Here is a 17,315-nt window from a genome sequence, read left to right as displayed (position 1 = left end):
TGATCTTGGCAAAGCGCCGGCTGAATTTCAGGCCGGCATTATGCCTGTTGTTACGGATTTCGCAACCAGCGCAGCGGGTCTACTGCCGCACCTTTTTGCCTGATCTCAAAATAAAGTCCACTGCGGTCGCGACCACCGCTTTGACCAACTAAAGCAACATGGTCGCCAATCCGCACGACGTCACCGGGAGATTTCAGTAAACTTTGGTTATGACCGTACAGACTCATCAGGCCATTGCCGTGGTCCAGCACTATGACCCAGCCATAACCACGCAACCAGTCGGCATAAATCACCTGACCATCGGCGACTGCCCGCACGGGTTGACCATTGGCAGCCTGAATTAAGATACCGCTGGCCGTGGTCTGGCCGCCCTGCGCGGCGCCAAACTTTTGCACTAAAGTGCCTTGCACCGGCCAGGGCAGTTGCCCTTGTTTTTTGCCTTTATATGCCAGCCGGCGGTTGGCGGCCTCAGCTTTTAGTTTGGCAATGGTACTCTGCAGGCTTTTTTCATTGCCTTTGAGGTAGGCCAGTTGTTGTTTCTGTTCTGCCAGCAATTCGCGTAGTTTGGCCACACTTTGTTGTTGCTGATTTTTCGCGGCGACTAAATCCTGTTGTTGTGCAGTCAGCTCGTCTAACCGCAGGCTTTGTTCGTGGCGGGTCTGTTGCTGCAGGCTGGCCAGCTGTTCCAGTTCACTGACGGTTTGTTTCAGTGCCTGCAACTGCTGGATCCGGGCGTTGTTAAAGTACTGGTAGTAGGTCAGTAACCGCTCCAGCTTTAACGCATCCTGCTGATTCAAAAGTAATTGTGTGTAGTCGTGACCACCGACTTGATACGCAGCTTTGACCTGAGCTGCCAGCAGCTGTTGTTGAGTTTGCCGCTGTTGTTCCAGCTGTTGCTGACGCGTTGCCAGCTCCGCCAGTTTTGCGTCCAGTGCCTGTAGTTGTTGTTGCTGCACGGCGACGGCTGCAGCCGCTTCTGCGAGCTTTGCGTCAGCCTGTTTCAGTTGCTGCTCAGTGTCGCGCAGTTGCTGTTGCTGCTGCGCGCGCTGTTGCTCGGTGCGGGCAATATCTTGCTGCACCGATTTCAGCTCCTGCCGGGCTTTGGCGGTATCGGATTGCTGCGCCTGCGCCAACGGCGCAAGCAGCAGACAAAGCAACAGGCCCGATTTGACTACGGCAGGTTGCGCCCAATTGCGCTTCGGGGTTATCACCGCAGCTGAAACAGCACTTTGCCGGTCATCTCTGCCGGCACCGGCATGCCAAGCAGTGTCAGCATGGTCGGTGCTATATCACTTAAGATACCACCATCAACCACATTCGCCGGCCGGCCGACATAAATCAGCGGCACCGGATCGGACGTATGCGCTGTGTGCGCCTGACCAGATTCGTGATCGACCATTTGCTCCGCATTGCCGTGGTCGGCGGTGATAATACATTCTCCGCCAACAGCCGCCAGTGCTTCAACCACCCGGCCGATGCAGTGGTCGACCGCTTCCACCGCTTTGACTGCAGCTGACAAAATACCGGTATGACCGACCATATCGCCGTTGGGATAGTTACAGATAATGACGTCAAACTGCTGGCTGTGAATGGCTTCGACCAGCTTATCGGTCAGCAGCGTCGAGTTCATTTCTGGCTGCAGATCATAAGTGGCGACATTTGGCGATGGGACCAGGATACGCTCTTCGCCTGGAAACAGCTCTTCGCGGCCACCGCTGAAGAAAAAAGTAACATGCGCATATTTCTCGGTTTCAGAAATCCGCAGCTGGGTTTTCTGATGTTTGGCCAGCCATTCACCGAGCACGTTATTCAGGCTCTCTGGCGGATAAGCGACCGGCGCTTTGATGTCGGCGGCGTATTCAGTCAGCTGGACAAAAGCACCGAGCGCGACCACACGTTTGCGGTCAAAAGCATCAAAAGTGGCTTCAGTAAAAGTGCGGCTGAACTGACGGGCGCGGTCGGCGCGGAAATTCATAAAAATCAGCGCATCACCATCTTCTAATTGCACTGGCTGGCCGTCGTTGCCAACAATAGCGGTGGCTTTGACGAATTCGTCGTTTTCACCGCGTTCATAAGCGGCGTGCAGGGCGGCGACTGCGTCTGTTGCCGTGTAAGCAGCGTTGCCATCGACAATCAGATCATAAGCCTGTTCCACGCGGTCCCAGCGTTTGTCGCGGTCCATTGCGTAATAACGGCCAACAACAGTGGCGATTTGGCCTTTACCCAGAGCCTGACAGCGCTGCTGCACGCGTAATAATGAAGCTTCGGCGCTGCGTGGCGGAGTGTCGCGGCCATCGAGGAAAGCGTGCAGATAAATCTTGTCAGCACCCTGGCGGGCGGCCAGTTCAATCATCGCAATTAAATGGTCTTCGTGGCTATGTACGCCACCGGGCGATAATAAGCCCATCAGATGCACGGCTTTGCCAGCTTGCACCGCAGTTTGCACGGCGCCGGCCAGGACAGGATTGGTGAAAAAGTCGCCATCGGCGATGGCTTTGGTGATGCGGGTCAGTTCCTGATACACCACACGGCCTGAGCCTAAATTGACGTGGCCGACTTCAGAGTTGCCCATTTGACCGTCTGGCAGGCCTACATCCATACCAGAACCGGAAATCAAACTATGCGGATAATCGCGCCACAACCGGTCCATCACCGGTGTATTGGCCTGAGCGATAGCATTATCCGCCGGGTCTTCGCGATAGCCCCATCCATCCAGAATCAACAGTACCAGGGGTTTGCCAGACTTCGCCATAACTTGCTCCGCTTCTTAGTTGCTTGATCTCGTTACTTGATCAACATTTTTCCCGTATCTAATCCGTGCTCATCTTACCGAAATTCGGCGGTGACTCCAATCGCTGCTGTGCAGAAACTGCGCAATCAGCCGGACAAGCCGTCGGCGGACGCGCTGAGGCGCCGGCGGAGGGCTGTTTTTGCCATCGAAACCCGTTATACTCCGGCGCTGATCCTGTGACCAGATGAACGGAATGTTATGCAACAATACGTCGAATTTGCCGGAAATCACCCGATCTTAGTGGTGATTTGGATAGGTCTGCTGCTGGCGATTATTGTCAGTTATATCCAGGCTATGTTTTCAAAATTGCAGTTTGTCACGCCGACTGAGCTGACATTGTTAGTTAACCGCGAAGATGCGCTGGTACTGGATATCCGCAGCAACGATGATTTTAAACGCGGTCATATCACTGGCGCCCGCAATATTCCACTGGCGCAACTGTCAGGCCAGATCGACAGCCTTGAAAAGGCCAAAGATGCACCCATTATAGTGGTCTGTCAGGCTGGCATGTCCGCGCAAGGTGCGGCTAAACAGTTGTCAGCTGCTGGTTTCAGCCGCGTTGCGGTGTTGACCGGCGGTATGGGTAAATGGGCTGAAGCCAGTTTACCTGTGGTAAAAAAATAACCGGAGCAGTGCGATGAGCAGTCCCAGCGTCACTATTTACACCAAAGAATATTGTCCGTATTGTGTGCGCGCAAAGGCTCTGCTCAGCCATAAAGGCGTCGAATTTCACGAAATAAAAATCGATGCACAACCTGAACTCAGACCAGAAATGATCACGAGAGCAGGCGGTCGCAGCACTGTGCCGCAAATCTTCATCAATGACCAACATATCGGTGGCTGTGATGACCTGCATGCGTTAGACGCGCAGGGTCGGTTAGACACACTACTACAACTTTAAGCGTATTTTCAGGGAACTATCATGGCCGACGAACAACTGAACGTAGCTGCGGAAGAGCAGCAAGTCCCATTTGCAATCCAGCGTATTTACGTCAAAGACATCTCTTTTGAATCACCAAATGCACCGGCAATTTTCCGCAAAGAATGGCAGCCAGAAGTAAAATTAGATCTGGATACCCGCAGCGAAAAACTCGAAGACAACATGTTCGAAGTGATTCTGTCGCTGACAGTGACCACTACTGTAGGCGGCGAAACCGCCTTCCTGTGTGAAGTGCAACAAGCTGGTATCTTTGCAGTACCAGAACTGCAGGACGCACAGATGGCGCATATGCTGGCATCTTTCTGCCCAAATATCCTGTTCCCATACGCCCGCGAAACTGTGGCAAACCTGGTGAACCGCGGTACTTTCCCACAACTGAACCTGGCTCCGGTTAACTTTGACGCGCTGTTTGCTCAATATGTGCAACAACGTCAGGCGGAAGCCCAGGCACAATTGCCTAACTAAGCTGTCAATCGCATGACTTTGCATTCGGCAATTACGGTATTAGGCGCCGGCTCTTACGGCACGGCGCTGGCGATCTGTCTGGCGCGCAACGGTCATTCCACATTATTGTGGGGCCGCAATAGTGCGGATATTGCCGCCATGGCGCGGGACCGGATTAATCATCACTATTTGCCGGATATTGTGTTGCCGGAACAACTGGCGGTGACCGATGACCTGCAGGCGGCCGTGAAAGCCAGCCAGAACGTACTGGTGGTGGTGCCAAGTCATGCCTTTGCAGACACTTTAAGGCAAATAAAGCCGTTTTTATTGCCGCACGCCCGGGTTGCCTGGGCGACCAAAGGTCTGGAGCCGGACACAGGCCGGCTGTTGCAGGATGTTGCCCGCGATATTCTCGGTGATGAGGTGTCGCTGGCGGTATTATCCGGGCCAACTTTTGCCAAAGAACTAGCCAAAGGCTTGCCGACTGCGATCTCGCTGTCGTCAACTGACGCCGAGTTCATCACAGTGCTGTCTGATTTGTTGCACTGTGGCAAAACCTTCCGTGTTTATACCAATCCGGATTTTATTGGCGTGCAGCTCGGTGGCGCAGTGAAAAACGTCATCGCCATTGGCGCTGGCATGGCCGATGGCATCGGCTTTGGTGCCAATGCCCGCACCGCGCTGATTACCCGCGGACTGACTGAAATGTGCCGGTTGGGCTGTGCTTTAGGCGCCAAAAAAGAAACTTTTATGGGCATGGCCGGTTTAGGCGATTTAGTGCTGACCTGTACCGACAACCAATCCCGTAACCGCCGTTTTGGTTTGTTACTGGGGCAGGGCGTCGGTGTCGACGACGCCATCCAGCAAATTGGTCAGGTGGTTGAAGGTTATCGCAACGCCCGCGAAGTTTATAACCTGGCGACCCGTGTTGGCGTCGAGATGCCTATCACCGAACAAATTTATCAGGTGTTGTATCAGGGCAAAGATGCCCGGGCTGCTGCACTGGATTTGTTAGGCCGGGAAAAACGCGACGAATAAATCAGCTGGCCTGCTGCCATTGCTGCTGCAGGCCATAGGGCAGTTGCTGACCGCTGACCGGCCGCATCTTACTGAAATGTAAGCCGCGGCAACTGTAGCAGCCCATCACATGCAGCAGATAAGCCTGCATTTCAGTATCAACGCCCTGCACACTGACTTGTAAACCCTGATGTATCAATAGCCGGATAAGACTCGCACAGGCATTGCGCTGCGTGTCTGATTCTTCCAGCTGCCGGATCACCTGCTCAGACAGCTCCGCCGTCTGCCAGTAGGGTTGCTGTAGCAGCTGCAAAGCGCTAACACCGTGGCCAACCTGACTAATCATCAGGCCGAACCCTGCAGCCACCAGAGCTTCGGCCTGCGCGTTAAATCCTGCCGGGTCTTGCAGCCAGCCCTCTTCAGTCAGACACAACACAAACTGACTGGCCTGCAATTGGTGGTCTTGCAACAGACTTTGTAAAAAATTCAGCAGGCCGCTGTGGCGAAAATTGGTTGCCGACAATTCAACCTGTACCGGTGGCAGCTCGCCCAGCCGGTGCCACAGCTCCAGCAACTGGCAAGTCTGACAAAATGCCCAGCGTTCCAGCGCCAAAAGTTGTCCGGTTTGCTCGGCCAGCGGCTTCAGCGCTGCGTAATTCAATAAGCCCCTGGTGGGTGAGCGCCAACAGAGCTCGAGCCTGACTGCGTTGGCCACGCCGCTCGACAATTCAATAACAGGTTGCGACCAAATCTCCAGCTGATATTGGGTCAGCGCCTGCTGCAGCTCGGCCTGCAGTTGAATGCCAGCCACTGTACTTTGGTTTTGCATTTGCCACAGATGCAGCTTGTCCGGCACTGTGTTGGCAATTTGCAGCGCCTGGGCAGCATGTGCCTGCAGTTCGTCAATATTGGGGCCAGCATCTGGGAAAATGGCAATGCCGGCGTGGCAATCCAGCCGGACTTCGGCGGCCGGGATCACAAAAGGCCCCTGACAAAAACTGAGGATCTCCCGGGTCAGCTGTAGCGCTTGTTGCTGTGATTGTTCATCATGGCCTGTCAGGCTCAGTAATATCGCCAGTTGCTGTGGCCCCAGCCGGGCGAAAAATGCTTCCGGCGGCATTTCGCTTTGTACATTTTTAACCAGCTGCTGCAACAGACTGTCTGCTGCCGCACTACCGAAATTGCGCCGGATCGACTGTAATTCAGTGATGTCCAGCAGTACCAATGCGAAACTGTGATAGCGCAACTGATGGCGGGTCAACTGCTGTTGCAGCCAGTAACGCCACAGCGCTTCTGCCGGTAATCCGGTCACCGGGTCCAGGCAGACATCGATTTGGTTTTGCATCTGGTCCAGCTCGGATTGCAAAGGCCGCCAGCGCCAAAGCAAATGCTGACGTTGATAACCGGGGATGACGCTGACTTGCAGCTGAAAGGCCTGCCTGGACTGGCCGCCAATCCAGACCTGCCCCTGCCAGTGTGGGCTGATTTGTAACATCGCCATAATGTCAGGGAATCCGGGATGTTGGCCGTCTGCCGAGAAAAATAGTTCAGATTCTAAATCGGTGTGCAGCGGTGGAAAGCGGGTTTCATTGTTATGCCACAAGGGGGTGCCGTTGGCGTCGGTCAGACGGAATGCGGCAGCTTGTTGCTGCAGGTATCCGAGCAACGCCTGATTTTGTAAAGGATTACGCTGCAGGGACCAAAGTCGCAGTACCAGCGCGATGATCGAGACGGCAGCAAAACCGGCCAGTATCAGGTAGATCCATCCAGAGATTTCCATCTGAGCATTCCTTGCGCAATGACCTTTGCCAACTATAGAAGTCTGTCGAAAAAATCGCCACTAAACTGCTACAGAAAACGCCGGTTTTCACCGACTGCGGTTTCTATGGACAGCCTCTGCGGTATAATCGGTTTTTTATCTGCGCCGGAGTCATTGTGTTTCATATCGCGTTGTTTGAACCCAAAATTGCGCCAAATTGTGGCAATATTATCCGTCTGGCGGCCAATACCGGCTGTGCTTTGCATTTAATTGAACCGCTGGGTTTTGATTTTGAAGAAAAAAAACTGCGCCGTGCTGGTCTCGATTATCACGATCTAGCCAATGTCACCCGACATGCCAGTTATGCGGATATGCTGATGGCCGTGGCGCCGTCACGGGTGTTGGCGCTGACCACCAAAGGCAGCCGGCCGCACACTGAGTTGCAATATTTGCCGGGGGATCTGTTGTTGTTTGGCTCAGAAACTTCAGGCTTGCCGGATGACATTCGTAACGCCATTCCGGCTGAGTTACGGCTGCGTATCCCGATGATGCCTGACGCCCGTAGCCTGAATCTGGCCAATTCGGTTGCTATTGTTTGTTATGAAGCCTGGCGTCAGCAGGGTTTCACCGGTGCTTTATAACTAGTCTATCGTCGTGTCCGGCACAGGAGCCTTGGATGAACAGTCAGGAATATAATCTGTGGGTGCGCCGCTCCGGCATGCTGACCATTGCCTTTGCTCTGACCATCGTCGCTATCAAACTGTTTGCAGCTATTGATACCAATGCAGCTTCGATGCTGGCGTCGTTGATGGATGCGATGATGGATGTGGCGGTGTCTCTGCTGAATTTTGTGGCGCTGCGCTTTGCGTTGAAACCGGCGGACGACGAGCACAGATTTGGTCATGGTAAAGCCGAAGCGGTGATGGCGCTATTTCAGGCAGCTTTTTTGGCTGGTGCGGCATTTGTACTTTTATATCAGGGCTTTAACCGGTTTTTTGTGCCGGCACCTGTCGGTGAGATCAGCAATGGGATTTGGGCCATGCTGGTGTGCAGCGGCCTGACGCTGACACTGGTGTTAATGCAGCGCTGGATTATCAAAAAGACCGGTTCGCTGGCGGTCAACGCCGATCAGGCACATTACCGCGGTGATTTATTAATGAATGCCGCTGTATTGCTGGCGCTCTATCTGGTGCAAAACAGCCTGTTATGGGCTGATGCGGTGATTGCGATTCTGATCGCTGGTTATCTGCTGTTGAATGCCGGCCAGCTACTGCGCGAGAGCATGGTGCATTTATTGGATGAAGAACTGCCGGAAGTGGAGCGGCAACGCATTCTGCATCATCTGCAGCAGATGCCGGGCGTGCTGGGCGTAGAGCAGCTGCGCACACGCCGGGCCGGACCACGGGTTTTTGTGCAGCTGCGTTTGTTATTGCCGCAGGACTGGAGCCTGCAAAAGGCCCATCAGGTGACAGATTTGGCTGAGCAGCAAGTTGCCGCTTTATATGCCGATGCCGAAGTGATTATTCACCCGGACCCGTTGCCGCATGCTGTGCCAGCCAGCCATTGATAAGCTGAAATACCTGTGCGCGTTCTGCGTCAGTACCGGCCAGTAACTCATGTTTGGCGCTGGCGATTTGCTGCAACAGAATACCATGCTGCTGTGCCAGGCTGGTTTGGGCGCTGTTCGCCACCACAGTATCGGCGCCGGCCTGCAGGATCAGCATCGGCAGCTGTGGTCTGCGATCATCCCGGATCTGAGCACAAGCGTGCAGTGCTGCATCCAGCCAGGCCCAGCTGACCCCGCCAAGCTGATAAGCCGGATATTGCTGATATAACTGGCGAAACCACTGATAACGTTCCGCACTATTGGTTAAGTCATTGCCTTCAAATGGCTTTGGCTGATAACGCGTTTGACCCGGTACAAACCAGCCCTTTTTGCTACAACGCCGGTTCAGCTGATGCATCAGCCTGGCCAGCAGCGTCGCGGCCGCCGGCACAGGCCCCGCCGGAATACCAAACATCGGTGCACTGAATACGGCGGCATCGACCAGCGGTAACGCCGTGCTTTGCAGATAACGATACAAAATAGCGCCGCCCATCGAATGGGCTAACGCCAGCATCGGCAGGTCGGTTTGACTGCGGATATGGCTGATGGCAAGTGTCAGGTCGTCAACATAGAGCTTAAAATCGGCGACATCTCCCAATTGCGGATCCGGCTCTGGCCGCTGCGCCAGGCCCTGACCGCGATGGTCCAGCACAAACACCTGATAACCGCTGCATAAGGCATCCTGCGCCAGTTCGGCATACTTATGCGCTGCTTCGATCCGCCCCGGCACCAGCAACAATGCTGCTGCCGGTTTGCGCCAGGCTGGCAGTGTGGTTTTGCTGTACAGGCAAAAACGAACGCCATCCCGGCCGGTCAGATCAGTGCGGCTGAACTGTTGCCAGTACAGGTCCAGCTTTTGAGATACGGACGGCGTGGCGATTTGGCCGGCACTGAATTGTGCCTGCAACGGCGGAAAATACTTCAAACAACCTGCTCCTGATGCTGAGGTAATTGCAGACAAATCTGCAGGCCACAGACTGTATCACCCTGATACCGGTTTTGTGCACTGATTTGGCCCTGATGTTGTTTCATCGCTTGCGCCGCGATAGCAAGACCAAGACCAGTGCCGCCGGCGCCGGCGGTGCGGGCATCGGACACGCGGTAAAACGGTTCAAAAATCGCCACTAAGGCGGTCGGTGGTATGCCGGGGCCTTGGTCGTTGACACAAATCTGCACCTGTCCGTTTTGTAATTGCAGCGATAATCGGATTTGCGCTTCGGCCGGACTGTATTTAATTGCGTTACGCAGTACGTTTTCTATCGCGCGTGCCAGCAAACGACTGTCCGCCTCCACCAGCAATTGCGTCGGTGCTTCCAGTTGCAGTTGCTGCTGTTTCGGCGCGGCTTCAATCTGGTTGACCTGAATGATTTCCTCAAGTAATTCAACTAAATCAATATCCTGCAGCTGCAGCTGATACTGGCCTGCGTCGAGGCGGCTAAAGGTCAGCAACTCGTCCAGCATACTGTCAATTTTATTCAGTTCCTGGGATAAGCGCGGTAACTGGCTGCCGCCGCCCTGACGTTGTTCCAGTGCAATCGCCAGTTGGGCGCGGGTTAATGGGGAACGTAACTCGTGCGAGATGTCACGCAGCAGCCGTTGCTGGTTTTGCAGCAAAGCGCCGATTTGGCTCGCCATGGTATTAAAACCACGCGCCAGTTCACCAATTTCATCACTGCGACTGGCGGCCTGTTGCACCCGGCTGGTTAAATCGCCGCCGGCAAACTGCAAACTGTGCTGCTGTAATTGGCGTAAAGGCCTGGTGATAGTCAAAGCCAGCCCGATACTGGCCAACGCCGATACCAATAAAAACAGCAGCGGAATGGTCAGTTCCGGCAATTGCGCCAACCCCAACAGGCCATGCTTTTCCGGCCGCGGTTGCTGCTGATACAACACCAGCGGCTGGCCATTCAGCCGGACAAAAAACGGCCCGGCCAGACTGATATGGCGGTGCAGGAATAAGCGCGGTTTGTCGAATTGAGACAGCTCAGTCAGCCAGCTTTGATCAAAACCACGGGGCAGAATATGCGCGTTCAGAATACGTTGACTGACCGGGTCGACCAGCAACCAGCGATTATTTTCCCGCCGGTTCAGCCGTTGCAGTAAATCTTCGACGCTGTCAAAGCGTTGCAGGCTATGCAGCATCCGCTCGGCCTGTTCGTGCACACCGGGCGGCAGCCGGCGGATCACGGTGTCGTCGAGAAAGGCTTTGGCCAGCAGCCAGGCCGAAGCTATGGTCAGCAACAACACCAGCCAGAACCAGCTGAACAGCCGGAACGCCAGATAACGCCAAGGATTAACCCAGTTCAGTTGCATCAGCACTCCAGAAACAAATAGCCGCTGCCGCGCAGCGTCTGGATTTTTTCATTGCTGGCACCCTGCGCCAGCTTTTTGCGAATATTACTGACATGCATGTCGAGACTGCGGTCATATTGCTGCAACACCCGGCCCATCACTTCTTTGCTCAGTTCTTCTTTGCTGACCACCCGGCCGGCATGGTTCATCAGGTACTCCAGCAATTGAAATTCGGTAGCGGTCAGCACAACATTGTGGCCTTCGCAGTGCACCTGACGATTTTGCCGGTTAAGCGCGACACCGTTGAGTTCCAGCAGCGGCACCTGATGTTGCACCGGTTGTTGCGCCAGTTCGACCCGGCGCAAAATCGCCCGCACCCGGGCACTTAATTCGCGTGGATTAAAAGGCTTGGCCAGATAGTCGTCCGCGCCGAGCTCCAGGCCCAGGATCCTGTCAATGTCATCGCCGCGGGCGGTCAGCATCAGCACCGGGCAATAACTGGTTTGCCGCAGCTGACGCAGCAGCGACAAGCCATCGAGTCCGGGTAGCATAATGTCGAGTAAAATCAACTGATAAGCACCGCTTTGGGCTTTTTGCAGGCCTTTGATGCCATCTGCTGCATGGTCCAGGCTGAAACCGTCCAGTGTCAGATAGTCGGTGACCAGCTGGCTTAACTCAGCATCGTCGTCAATCAGCAGAATATTCGGATGTTGCATCTAGAACCCTCTTCGCTACAGCAATACATTCAAACCATAGTGGTCTTGTGTGCAGTGTAAGCAGCTGACATGGCCGGACAATAGTCTTTACCAAACCTTTACCGCAGCTTTGCGTTGCTTTGCAGCCCAGCGCTTATGCTTGCATCATACAAAACAGACCCCTGTTTGTAATGCCTGAACTGACGGAGAGTACAAATGAAAGCTTTAAAAATCTTAGTTTTACCGGCTTTATTCGGTGCCGCCTTATTGCTGACGCAACCAGCCTTTGCCGGCCATGGCCCACATGGCGGTGACGGAGCCACCCGGATGTTAAAAGGTCTGGATCTGACCGATACACAACGCGAACAGATCCGCGCTTTGGTAGCTGCCAGCAAAGCAGAAAAACCAGATTTGGCAGCCATGCAGCAGCATCACGATGCGATGCAGGCACTGGTCAAAGCTGATCAGTTTGATGCCGCCGCCGCGCGTTTACTGCTGGAAAAACAACAAAACACTATGCTGGAGCAGCAGCTGGAACGGCTGAAACTGCAGCATCAAATCCGGGCGTTGTTAACCGACGAGCAAAAAACCAAGCTGGATGAGCGTATGGCAAAAATGCGGGAACGCATGGCGGAGCGCGGTGACAAACACGACTGATGGCTGAAGATACGGCAGGACAGGTGCCGGCGCACCTGAACTGTTGACGCTGTGGGTAAACAAAACCGGGCTTAGGCCCGGTTTTGTATTGATCTGGTCAGGGCGAAGCGGCCGCTATTCCATATCCAGTTCTTTCAGTTTGCGCGTCAGCGTATTGCGGCCCCAGCCGAGGCGTTTGGCGGCATCTTGCTTATGGCCATGGGTAAACTGCAACGCTTGTTTGAGCACAATCCGTTCAAACTCAGGGCCGGCTTCGGCCAGAATATCTTCAGCTCCTGTAGCCAGTTTGTGGCTGACCCATTGTGCCAGCAAATCTTGCCAGCTGTGCTGACCGTCATGGTTGCTGACCACTGGCTTGGGCGCGCTGGTCAGTTCCGGCGGTAAATCGGACAACAGGATTTGTTTGCCTGACGCCATTACGGTCAGCCAGCGACAGGTGTTTTCCAGTTGGCGCACATTGCCGGGCCAGTCGAGCTGTGACAGGAATTTCTCCGTCTCCAGCGCTAAATCTTTGGCTTCGACATTCATTTCCCGCGCCGCCTGAGCCAGGAAATGCCGGGTCAGTTTCGGAATGTCCTGTTTGCGATCACGCAGTGACGGAATATGAATACGGATCACGTTCAGGCGGTGGAACAAATCTTCGCGGAATTTGCCTTCTGCCACCAGTTGCTCCAGGTTTTGGTGCGTGGCCGCGATGATGCGTACATCAACACTGACTTCCTGATGGCCGCCCACGCGGTAAAACTGACCATCGGCCAGCACGCGCAGCAGCCGGGTTTGCACGTCGAGTGGCATGTCACCGATTTCATCAAGAAACAATGTGCCGCCGTCGGCCTGCTCAAACCGGCCTTTGCGCAAAGTCGCCGCGCCGGTAAAAGCGCCTTTTTCATGGCCGAACAACTCAGATTCAATTAAATCTTTTGGAATAGCCGCCATGTTCAGCGCGATAAAAGGTGCTTCGGCCCGCGGGCTGTGTTTGTGCAGCGCATGCGCGACTAGCTCTTTACCAGTACCGCTTTGACCATTGATCAGCACACTGATGCTGGAGCGTGACAACCGGCCAATGGCGCGGAAGACTTCCTGCATCGCCGGTGCTTCGCCAATGATTTCTGGTACATGCGACGGCGCAGCGCTACTCGCACGCGGTTTTTTCGCCTGCGCATGTTCCAGTGCCCGGCTAATCAGCGCGACCGCTTCGTTGACATCAAAGGGTTTGGGCAGATATTCAAAAGCGCCGCGTTTGAAAGCATTGACGGCACTGTCGAGGTCCGAATGCGCCGTCATAATAATCACCGGCAGTTCCGGTGCCAGCGCCTGCAGTTTACTCAACAGCTGCATGCCGTCGGTGCCCGGCATGCGGATATCCGAGACCACCACTGAGGGTTGATCAAACTCGAGGCGCTGCAACATCAGGTCGGCAGAGGCGTAACTCTCGCAGACAATTCCGGCGCGCGACAGGGCTTTTTCCAGTACCCAACGGATGGAATTGTCGTCGTCAATGATCCAGACGTTCTGCGTCATGGGGTCGCTCCTTCTGCGCTAATCGGTAAATACAAAGTGAATTCGGTACGTCCTGGCCAGCTGTCGCAGTCGATCCAGCCGCCATGCTGGTGAATCAGCGTTTGCGAAATCGACAAGCCGAGGCCAGTGCCGCCTGGTTTGCCGCTGACCATTGGATAAAACAGCGTGTCTTTAATGGCCGGCGGAATGCCGGGGCCGTTATCGATGACCCGCACCACGGCGACCAGCTTATGCCGGCGGCCATGAATGGTATGTTGGTGCAAAATCCGGCTTTGCAGGATGATTTGGCCGCCGCTGGTCAGCACTTGCTGCGCATTACGGACAATATTCAGCAGCGCCTGTTCCAGCAGTTCAGGGTCCAGCGAGAAGTCAGGGATGCTGGGGTCATAATCGCGGATAAACTGAATGCCGTGTGGATTATCCATCTGCGCCAGCTGACTGACCCGTTCGATGATCTGGTGTAGATTCGACGCCACTTTATGCGGCGGTTTGTAAGGGCCAAGCAGGCGGTCGACCAGATTTCGCAGCCGGTCGGCCTGGGCGATAATCAGCTGGGTATATTCTTTTTGTTCATCGTTCAGCGACTCTTCCAGTAACTGAGCGGCACCACGCAGCCCGCCGAGCGGATTCTTGATTTCATGCGCCAGACCGCGGATCAGTTCCCGTGCCGCCAGATGTTGGTGTTGTTGCAGGCTTTCCATGCTGATTTTGCGTTGCTGGTCGACCTGGCGTAGCTCCATCAACAAGGCCGGCTGTTCGGTTTCCAGCCAGGTTGCAGTCATGTCCAGCAGCAAATGCCGGCCGTCCGGCATCACACAATGTACATCGCTGATACCAAAACCCTGTTTGGTGTTGAGCGTGCTGACCAGCTGGGCGGCGCTTAAATCACTGTATTGAAACAAGCCGGGGAAATACTGCTGATGCAGACGTTTTTCACCGATGCCAAGCAAAGCGCAGCAGGCGGTATTAAAACAGGACACCTGAAGCTGGGTATCCAGCACCAGGATGGCGGTTGTCAGCTGCTCGGCCAGATTAATACCGGGCAATTCAAGGGCGATATGTGCTTGGGTCACGGCCATTTCCTATTGCACCAACTTAGTGCATTTTGGCGTCCAGTTTAGCTGATTTGCTCAGAGGACGGGCCAGCTTGCACTATTTTGGGGTAATTGCTGATGCTCGGTGCAGAAAAAACGTTGTTACAGGACTGGTAGCAATAACCTTGCCGTTTTGCTCGCTGAGTTCCAGCATCAGCTGATGTTCGCCGCGATCGATATTGTGCAGAATAAAATTGGCATTACTGCTCGGCCCGGCAACGGCCTGTCCGTCCAGATAGAGCCTGACCCGCAGGCCTTGTGCGAACAAGGGTTTGACCTGACCTGAGACATATACTGTGCCGCTGTTTTCCCGCACAGTGCCTTCCGGCTCGGGCTTGGTAATACTGACTTCAAATTTGGGTGTTTGATCAATACTGCGCTGGCTGATTTCGGTCGGAGTGACCGCCAGCATGCGGTTGCCTTCTTTGAGCTGTAACTGCGAAGCGCCGGGGGCCGGATTATCAGAAAACACCGGGACATTGTTTTTGTCGAGTGTGACAAAAACCGGTTTGTCGTCTTTTTTTTCCTGCGCCAGCACAGGATGCAGCAGCAATGCTGCCAATAACAGGGACCAACCAGCACGTTTCATCACAGCGTCCAGCCAGATCAAAGGAGTGATGGAATAACTCTAACTGGCTTTTTGCGGTTTGACCAGAACAAAAAGCCCGCATCAGCGGGCTTTGGTTTTATCTGTCACACACTTTATAAATCAGTGTGTTAGCTTTGGTTTTACACGCTGTAATACAGTTCGTATTCCAGTGGGTGTACAGCCATAGACACGCGTTTGGCTTCAGCACGTTTCAGCGCGATATACGCATCGATCATCTCGTCGGTCATGACGCCGCCTTTGGTGAAGATACCGCGGTTGGCTTCCAGTGCGTCCAGTGCTTCGTCCAGAGAACCACAGACTTGTGGGATCAGTGCTTCTTCTTCTGGTGGCAGGTCGTACAGGTCTTTGTCCATTGCATCGCCTGGGTGGATCTTGTTCTGGATACCATCCAAACCAGCCATCAGCTGAGCAACGAATGCCAGGTACGGGTTCGCCGCCGGATCCGGGAAACGCACCTCGATACGGCGTGCTTTTGCACTTGGTACCAGTGGGATACGCACAGAAGCAGAACGGTTACGGGCTGAATATGCCAGCATTACCGGAGCTTCATAGTGTGGCACCAGACGTTTGTATGAGTTGGTTGACGGGTTGGTGAAAGCGTTGATGGTTTTCGCGTGCTTGATGATACCGCCAATGTAATACAGTGCAGTTTCTGACAGACCGGCATATTTGTCACCGGCAAACAGGTTTACACCGTCTTTTGCCAGCGACTGGTGACAGTGCATACCTGAACCGTTGTCACCAACGATTGGTTTTGGCATGAAAGTCACAGTTTTACCGTACATGTGCGCCACGTTGTGCACGACATATTTCAGTTGCTGAATTTCGTCGGCTTTTTTCGTCAGCGTGTTAAAACGGGTTGCGATTTCGTTTTGGCCGGCAGTCGCCACTTCGTGGTGGTGCGCTTCAACAACCTGACCCATCTCTTCCAGCACCATACACATAGCGCTGCGGATATCATGGTGTTGGTCTACTGGTGGTACCGGGAAGTAACCGCCTTTCACGCCTGGGCGGTGGGCTTTGTTGCCATCTTCATATTCAGCGTCTGAGTTCCAGGCCGCTTCTGAAGAGTCCACTTTGAAGAATGAACCTGACATGTCGTTTTTGAAACGTACATCGTCAAACATGAACCACTCTGGCTCAGGGCCAAACAGCACTGTGTCGGCGATGCCGGTAGATTTCAGGTATTCTTCAGCGCGTTTTGCGATAGAACGTGGGCAACGCTCGTAACCTTGCATTGTGCTTGGTTCGATCACGTCACAGCTGATTAAAATGGTGGTTTCTTCGAAGAACGGGTCCAGCAGCATGGTGCTCGCGTCTGGCATCAGGATCATGTCTGAATCGTTGATGCCTTTCCAGCCGGCGATAGAAGAGCCGTCGAACATTTTGCCGTTTTCGAAGAAGTCTTCGTCGATTTGGCTGGCAGGAATAGTGACGTGCTGCTCTTTACCTTTGGTGTCAGTAAAACGTAAATCAACAAACTTCACGTCGTTTTCTTTCATAAAACTCAGAACGTTCGATGCAGACATGCATTCCTCCGGATTCAACTCAAACTAAGGTTCAGGTGCGGCTTGCCGCCGGGTTGCGCTCCTAATGCTAAAGCTATGCCATTATCATAAGTGTATGATTTTAATCAGCATAGCCAGCAAGCGCTGCACAATTCATTCGAAATATGCACCACAATGGTGCGTTAAGGCACCGTCGTGGTGCAATGGTGCTGTTGTTGCCCCGCTTCTGTGCAGCGCCAGACGGCAGCGCTAACGATAGCAAGATTTCAGACCAATACTGCTGGTCGCTGAAAAATAAAACGGCTGGGCAATGTTATGGCCGCCAACCCCGGTGTTAGCGGCGACGCCTGAAACATTTTCCGGGGAAAGCACCCGTGTTTG

General features: G+C 54.1%; 17 protein-coding genes. 7 read left to right on the top strand and 10 right to left on the bottom strand.

Features of this window, described 5'->3' with window-relative positions; translation table 11 throughout:
* Positions 1 to 50 precede the first annotated feature (50 nt).
* Together ABNT34_RS02965 and gpmM are read right to left on the bottom strand one after the other, a co-directional pair.
* Positions 51 to 1,211 carry a peptidoglycan DD-metalloendopeptidase family protein gene (locus ABNT34_RS02965; protein WP_348728683.1) on the bottom strand — a complete coding sequence of 387 codons (1,161 nt, stop codon included), beginning with the start codon at positions 1,209 to 1,211 and terminating at the stop codon, positions 51 to 53.
* Positions 1,208 to 2,752: a 2,3-bisphosphoglycerate-independent phosphoglycerate mutase gene (gene gpmM, locus ABNT34_RS02960; RefSeq protein ID WP_348728681.1), complete on the bottom strand. Its 1,545-nt coding sequence runs from the start codon at positions 2,750 to 2,752 to the stop codon at positions 1,208 to 1,210. Before gpmM ends, ABNT34_RS02965 begins: the two co-directional genes overlap by 4 nt.
* Before the next feature lie 237 nt (positions 2,753 to 2,989).
* Here gpmM and ABNT34_RS02955 point away from each other — a divergent pair, with 237 nt between their 5' ends.
* The 4 genes from ABNT34_RS02955 to gpsA are packed head-to-tail and all read left to right on the top strand — an operon-like array spanning position 2,990 to position 5,213.
* Positions 2,990 to 3,415 (top strand): rhodanese-like domain-containing protein, encoded by a 426-nt coding sequence (locus ABNT34_RS02955; protein WP_348728680.1) that lies wholly within the window; start codon positions 2,990 to 2,992, stop codon positions 3,413 to 3,415.
* A gap of 13 nt (positions 3,416 to 3,428) precedes the next feature.
* Positions 3,429 to 3,692 (top strand): glutaredoxin 3, encoded by a 264-nt coding sequence (gene grxC / locus ABNT34_RS02950; protein ID WP_348728678.1) that lies wholly within the window; start codon positions 3,429 to 3,431, stop codon positions 3,690 to 3,692.
* Positions 3,693 to 3,713: 21 nt separating this feature from the next.
* Positions 3,714 to 4,196: a protein-export chaperone SecB gene (gene secB / locus ABNT34_RS02945; protein WP_348728676.1), complete on the top strand. Its 483-nt coding sequence runs from the start codon at positions 3,714 to 3,716 to the stop codon at positions 4,194 to 4,196.
* A 12-nt stretch (positions 4,197 to 4,208) separates the two neighbouring features.
* On the top strand, positions 4,209 to 5,213 hold the full coding sequence (gene gpsA / locus ABNT34_RS02940; protein WP_348728674.1) for an NAD(P)H-dependent glycerol-3-phosphate dehydrogenase: 1,005 nt from the start codon (positions 4,209 to 4,211) through the stop codon (positions 5,211 to 5,213).
* Between the two features lies 1 nt (position 5,214).
* On the opposite strand, the gene ABNT34_RS02935 is transcribed toward gpsA, so the two are convergent.
* Positions 5,215 to 6,972 (bottom strand): EAL domain-containing protein, encoded by a 1,758-nt coding sequence (locus ABNT34_RS02935; RefSeq protein WP_348728672.1) that lies wholly within the window; start codon positions 6,970 to 6,972, stop codon positions 5,215 to 5,217.
* 155 nt (positions 6,973 to 7,127) lie between these two features.
* Between ABNT34_RS02935 and ABNT34_RS02930 the strand changes: the two genes are divergently transcribed.
* Both ABNT34_RS02930 and ABNT34_RS02925 read left to right on the top strand, forming a co-directional pair.
* Positions 7,128 to 7,592 carry a tRNA (cytidine(34)-2'-O)-methyltransferase gene (locus ABNT34_RS02930; protein WP_348728670.1) on the top strand — a complete coding sequence of 155 codons (465 nt, stop codon included), beginning with the start codon at positions 7,128 to 7,130 and terminating at the stop codon, positions 7,590 to 7,592.
* Between the two features lie 35 nt (positions 7,593 to 7,627).
* A complete protein-coding gene (locus ABNT34_RS02925) occupies positions 7,628 to 8,518 on the top strand; it encodes a cation diffusion facilitator family transporter (protein ID WP_348728668.1) in 891 nt (296 codons plus the stop codon).
* On the opposite strand, the gene ABNT34_RS02920 is transcribed toward ABNT34_RS02925, so the two are convergent.
* From ABNT34_RS02920 to ABNT34_RS02910, 3 genes are read right to left on the bottom strand one after another with little or no spacing between them, the layout of a single operon-like run.
* Positions 8,472 to 9,482, bottom strand: a complete 1,011-nt coding sequence (locus ABNT34_RS02920) for an alpha/beta hydrolase (protein ID WP_348728666.1) — start codon at positions 9,480 to 9,482, stop codon at positions 8,472 to 8,474. The genes ABNT34_RS02925 and ABNT34_RS02920 overlap by 47 nt on opposite strands.
* On the bottom strand, positions 9,479 to 10,870 hold the full coding sequence (locus ABNT34_RS02915) for an ATP-binding protein (RefSeq protein ID WP_348728664.1): 1,392 nt from the start codon (positions 10,868 to 10,870) through the stop codon (positions 9,479 to 9,481). The genes ABNT34_RS02920 and ABNT34_RS02915 overlap by 4 nt, the downstream gene beginning before the upstream one ends.
* A complete protein-coding gene (locus ABNT34_RS02910) occupies positions 10,870 to 11,565 on the bottom strand; it encodes a response regulator transcription factor (protein WP_348728662.1) in 696 nt (231 codons plus the stop codon). Before ABNT34_RS02910 ends, ABNT34_RS02915 begins: the two co-directional genes overlap by 1 nt.
* Before the next feature lie 195 nt (positions 11,566 to 11,760).
* On the opposite strand from ABNT34_RS02910, the gene ABNT34_RS02905 reads away from it, so the two are divergent.
* Positions 11,761 to 12,201, top strand: a complete 441-nt coding sequence (locus ABNT34_RS02905) for a Spy/CpxP family protein refolding chaperone (protein ID WP_348728660.1) — start codon at positions 11,761 to 11,763, stop codon at positions 12,199 to 12,201.
* 114 nt (positions 12,202 to 12,315) lie between these two features.
* Here the strand turns inward: ABNT34_RS02905 and glnG are convergent, their stop codons facing one another.
* The 4 genes from glnG to glnA all read right to left on the bottom strand — a co-directional run bounded on the left by glnG (position 12,316) and on the right by glnA (position 16,955).
* Positions 12,316 to 13,722 (bottom strand): nitrogen regulation protein NR(I), encoded by a 1,407-nt coding sequence (gene glnG, locus ABNT34_RS02900; protein ID WP_348728658.1) that lies wholly within the window; start codon positions 13,720 to 13,722, stop codon positions 12,316 to 12,318.
* Complete coding sequence (gene glnL, locus ABNT34_RS02895) at positions 13,719 to 14,795, bottom strand: nitrogen regulation protein NR(II) (protein WP_348728656.1); 1,077 nt, start codon at positions 14,793 to 14,795, stop codon at positions 13,719 to 13,721. The genes glnG and glnL overlap by 4 nt, the downstream gene beginning before the upstream one ends.
* A gap of 79 nt (positions 14,796 to 14,874) precedes the next feature.
* Positions 14,875 to 15,405 carry a DUF4124 domain-containing protein gene (locus ABNT34_RS02890; RefSeq protein WP_348728654.1) on the bottom strand — a complete coding sequence of 177 codons (531 nt, stop codon included), beginning with the start codon at positions 15,403 to 15,405 and terminating at the stop codon, positions 14,875 to 14,877.
* 140 nt (positions 15,406 to 15,545) lie between these two features.
* Positions 15,546 to 16,955, bottom strand: a complete 1,410-nt coding sequence (glnA, locus tag ABNT34_RS02885) for a glutamate--ammonia ligase (protein ID WP_348728652.1) — start codon at positions 16,953 to 16,955, stop codon at positions 15,546 to 15,548.
* Positions 16,956 to 17,315 lie beyond the last annotated feature (360 nt).

It is taken from the genome of Rheinheimera texasensis (assembly GCF_964031785.1).
Taxonomy (GTDB): Bacteria; Pseudomonadota; Gammaproteobacteria; order Enterobacterales; family Alteromonadaceae; genus Pararheinheimera; species Pararheinheimera texasensis_A.
The sequence above is the reverse complement of the archived record's forward strand: the minus strand, read 5'-3'. Positions and strand labels throughout refer to the sequence as shown.

What these genes read in the sequence shown, in the direction of transcription:
- ABNT34_RS02925 (WP_348728668.1), top strand. Translation starts at nt 7,628, where the DNA reads ATGAACAGTCAGGAATATAATCTGTGGGTGCGCCGCTCCGGCATGCTG.
- ABNT34_RS02905 (WP_348728660.1), top strand. Translation starts at nt 11,761, where the DNA reads ATGAAAGCTTTAAAAATCTTAGTTTTACCGGCTTTATTCGGTGCCGCC.
- glnG (WP_348728658.1), bottom strand. Translation starts at nt 13,722, where the DNA reads ATGACGCAGAACGTCTGGATCATTGACGACGACAATTCCATCCGTTGG.
- ABNT34_RS02910 (WP_348728662.1), bottom strand. Translation starts at nt 11,565, where the DNA reads ATGCAACATCCGAATATTCTGCTGATTGACGACGATGCTGAGTTAAGC.
- ABNT34_RS02935 (WP_348728672.1), bottom strand. Translation starts at nt 6,972, where the DNA reads ATGGAAATCTCTGGATGGATCTACCTGATACTGGCCGGTTTTGCTGCC.
- gpmM (WP_348728681.1), bottom strand. Translation starts at nt 2,752, where the DNA reads ATGGCGAAGTCTGGCAAACCCCTGGTACTGTTGATTCTGGATGGATGG.
- glnA (WP_348728652.1), bottom strand. Translation starts at nt 16,955, where the DNA reads ATGTCTGCATCGAACGTTCTGAGTTTTATGAAAGAAAACGACGTGAAG.
- gpsA (WP_348728674.1), top strand. Translation starts at nt 4,209, where the DNA reads ATGACTTTGCATTCGGCAATTACGGTATTAGGCGCCGGCTCTTACGGC.
- ABNT34_RS02915 (WP_348728664.1), bottom strand. Translation starts at nt 10,870, where the DNA reads ATGCAACTGAACTGGGTTAATCCTTGGCGTTATCTGGCGTTCCGGCTG.
- ABNT34_RS02890 (WP_348728654.1), bottom strand. Translation starts at nt 15,405, where the DNA reads ATGAAACGTGCTGGTTGGTCCCTGTTATTGGCAGCATTGCTGCTGCAT.
- grxC (WP_348728678.1), top strand. Translation starts at nt 3,429, where the DNA reads ATGAGCAGTCCCAGCGTCACTATTTACACCAAAGAATATTGTCCGTAT.
- secB (WP_348728676.1), top strand. Translation starts at nt 3,714, where the DNA reads ATGGCCGACGAACAACTGAACGTAGCTGCGGAAGAGCAGCAAGTCCCA.
- ABNT34_RS02955 (WP_348728680.1), top strand. Translation starts at nt 2,990, where the DNA reads ATGCAACAATACGTCGAATTTGCCGGAAATCACCCGATCTTAGTGGTG.